Source organism: Enterococcus sp. 3H8_DIV0648 (assembly GCF_002140655.1).
In the GTDB taxonomy this organism is placed as follows: Bacteria; Bacillota; Bacilli; order Lactobacillales; family Enterococcaceae; genus Enterococcus_A; species Enterococcus_A hulanensis.
The window spans coordinates 1796380-1799559 of sequence record NZ_NGLG01000001.1; the positions used below are offsets into that span (position 1 = coordinate 1796380).

The following is a 3180-nucleotide window of genomic DNA, read 5'->3' on the forward strand; positions in this document are numbered from 1 at the left end:
GAAAACTCATTTTGCGTTAATTGGAAAAAAAGATTTGAAACAATAATTAAACCTACCACGCCGATAATTTTTAAAAATTGGCGCCAAGGAAATTTTCGAAGTCTTTGCATATATCTCTCCCATTCATGAACTCATTTTTCAAATGCGAAAAATAAGTTTGATGTTTCTCACATATCTCAGTCAGCTAAAACGCCTTATTAGCTAGAAAAAGCTGGACTGACATCCTAAACATTTTAGCGAGAAAACTATGGAATGTAAAGAACACCAAAATTTCTGCAACTAATTTTAATGAAAAAAAGCCTAGTGAAGAAAAATCTCCACTAGGTCTCATTTTCGATCTATTTCCAAAAGTCGTCAAAAATCGTAATCGGCAAATGACGTTTATGCTGTGTCTTATTCCACCAATTTTCGAGCGTTGCTTGTGCGTTTGAGTCAATCTGCTTACCTTCTAAATAATCATCGATGTCATCATAAGTAACGCCTAGCGCTACTTCATCAGCGATCAATGGCTTGCCATCTTCCAAATCAGCAGTCGGTACTTTCAAATATAGCGCTTCGTCGGCACCTAATTCTTTCAACAACATTTTCCCTTGTCGCTTGTTCAGACGGAACAAAGGTAAAATGTCTGCACCGCCGTCACCAAATTTCGTGAAGAAACCAGTGATGTTTTCTGCTGCATGATCTGTTCCGATAACAGCCCCTTGATTGTCGCCTGCGATCCCATACTGAGTGATCATCCGTTGACGTGCTTTGATATTTCCTTTATTAAAGTCGCTGATAGTCACACCTGCTTCTTCTAAAGCAGCAACCTCCGCATCAACAGCTCCTTTGATGTTTACACTTAAACTAACATCGGGTTGAATAAACGCCAATGCTTTTTTAGCATCCGCTTCATCAGCCTGTGCCCCATAAGGCAAACGTACAGCGATAAACTTATAGCTTTCATCGCCAGTTTCCTGACGCATTTCTTCCATTGTAAGCTGAGCCAGTCGACCTGCCAATGAAGAATCTTGCCCGCCGCTGATCCCTAAGACAAATGTCTTTAAAAAAGGATGTTTCTTAAGATAAGCTTTTAAGAATTCAACACTCTTTCGAATTTCCTCTTGCGGATCAATTGTTGCCTTCGTCCCTAATTCTTTGATTATTTCTGCTTGCAGCGTCATGACAAATCCACTCCTTTAATCTTCATGTCCCGTTTTTACCACAGATTGACGTACTTGGTCCATAATTTTGTTTTTATGGTTCCAACATTCGGTAGAAAGGTCAACTGGGTATTTTTGTGGATTCAGGTCACGTTTATATTCTTCCCATAATGAATCAAGACTGTCTTTAGCAGTCTGTTTGACTGTTTCTAAATCTGGCAGCTCATAAATACGTTCTCCATCTACAAAAATATCTTTAAGAACTGCCCGTGCTTCAAAATTCTTCACAGTCTTATTGATATAAGGATAGACTGGATGGAACATATAGATTTCTTTTTCTTCTCGCAGATCTTCATCCCACAGCGTCACATAATCCCCTTCGGACTTGCCGTCAGACTTGCGAGTAATCCGCCAAACTTGTTTTTTCCCTGGTGTCGTAACTTTTTCAGCATTACTAGAAAGCTTGATCGTATCCATCATCTCGCCGTGTTCATTTTCGATCGAAACTAGTTTGAAGACAGCACCAAGAGCAGGTTGGTCATATGCTGTAATTAACTTCGTACCAACACCCCAAACATCGATCTTGGCATGCTGCATCTTCAAGTTTAAAATCGTACTTTCGTCTAAATCATTTGATGCATAGATCTTCGCATCTGGAAAGCCAGCCTCGTCTAATTGCTGACGTACTCGTTTTGAAATATAAGCCATGTCGCCGCTATCGATCCGAACACCTAGGAAATTGATTTTATCGCCCATTTCCCGTGCGACTCTAATCGCACTTGGTACGCCTGATTTGATCGTGTCATAGGTATCGACTAAAAAGACACAGTCACGATGTGTTTCAGCATAAGCTTTAAACCCGTCATAATCGTTACCATAAGATTGAATTAATGAATGAGCATGCGTCCCGCTGTCTGGAATGCCAAAGATTTTACCTGCCCGTACATTACTTGTGGCATCGGCTCCGCCAATGTAGGCTGCCCGTGTTCCCCAAAGTGCCGCATCCAATTCTTGTGCCCGCCGTGTTCCAAATTCTAATAATGGATCATCGCCGATCACTGATTTGATTCGAGCTGCTTTAGTCGCGATCAGAGTTTGGAAATTTACAATATTTAAAAGTGCTGTTTCAACTAGCTGACATTGCAATAAAGGACCTTCCACTTGAATAATCGGTTCATTACTGAAAACCAGCTCGCCTTCTTCTGCTGAACGAACTGTACAGACAAATTTGAAGTCTCGCAAATAAGCAATGAACTCTGCTGGATATTTCTCCACCTCAGCTAGATAAGCCAGATCACTTTCACTAAATGTTAAGTCTTCCAAATAATTAACTAACCGCTCTAATCCGGCAAAGATGACATAGCCATTATCGAATGGCATATTACGAAAATAACACTCAAATACGGCATGAAGATCCGCCCGACCAGTCTCCCAATAAGTTTTCATCATGTTAATTTGATAAAGATCCGTATGAAGTGTCAAACTGTCATCTTCGTACAACTTTTTCATAGTCATGCTCCTCATTTGTTTTTTAGTAATTTGAACTATTTCACTCATTATATCATAAGAGTCCTGTGGGAGTAGCTTTTGCTCCTTACTGAACGATGAAATTTTCCTCCGCGAACTCATGTATCATTTGGCAGTCCGTATGAAATAAGCAAAAAAAGAAAGACACGAGGTCTTTCTGAATAATTTATTCTTTTGGCACTTTATATTCGATCGCGATAATATCCTTGTAATCCTCTTTTGGCCGCAAGCCAGCTTCCATAATTTGTTTTTTGTAGCCGACATTTACATTCACAGCTTCACGATCTACTTTTAATAGACGATGAATAATCGTGTCCACTTCTTGATGGCTGATTTTGCGTTTGCGATTTAGTAATAACAGATCGATCGTATCAAAACGATCGGCATAGATGATTTTAGTCCGATCATAAGCATACAACTTAAGCAGCTTCACAGCCTGTCGTTTATCAAAAAAGTATTTAGTAAGATTAGGATATAGCGTTTCTAAGTTAACATTGCTATTTAATGGGGT

At 39.7% G+C, this 3180-nt stretch carries 3 protein-coding genes; all 3 read right to left on the reverse strand.

Annotated features, from left to right (window positions below):
- Positions 1-338 precede the first annotated feature (338 nt).
- Positions 339-1163 (reverse strand): ammonia-dependent NAD(+) synthetase, encoded by an 825-nt coding sequence (gene nadE, locus A5875_RS08355; RefSeq protein ID WP_088933165.1) that lies wholly within the window; start codon positions 1161-1163, stop codon positions 339-341.
- Positions 1164-1178: 15 nt separating this feature from the next.
- Positions 1179-2651, reverse strand: a complete 1473-nt coding sequence (locus tag A5875_RS08360; RefSeq protein ID WP_088933166.1) for a nicotinate phosphoribosyltransferase — start codon at positions 2649-2651, stop codon at positions 1179-1181.
- A gap of 184 nt (positions 2652-2835) precedes the next feature.
- The coding region (locus A5875_RS08365; RefSeq protein WP_088933167.1) for a DUF1827 family protein at positions 2836-3180 on the reverse strand (345 nt) is incomplete at its 5' end.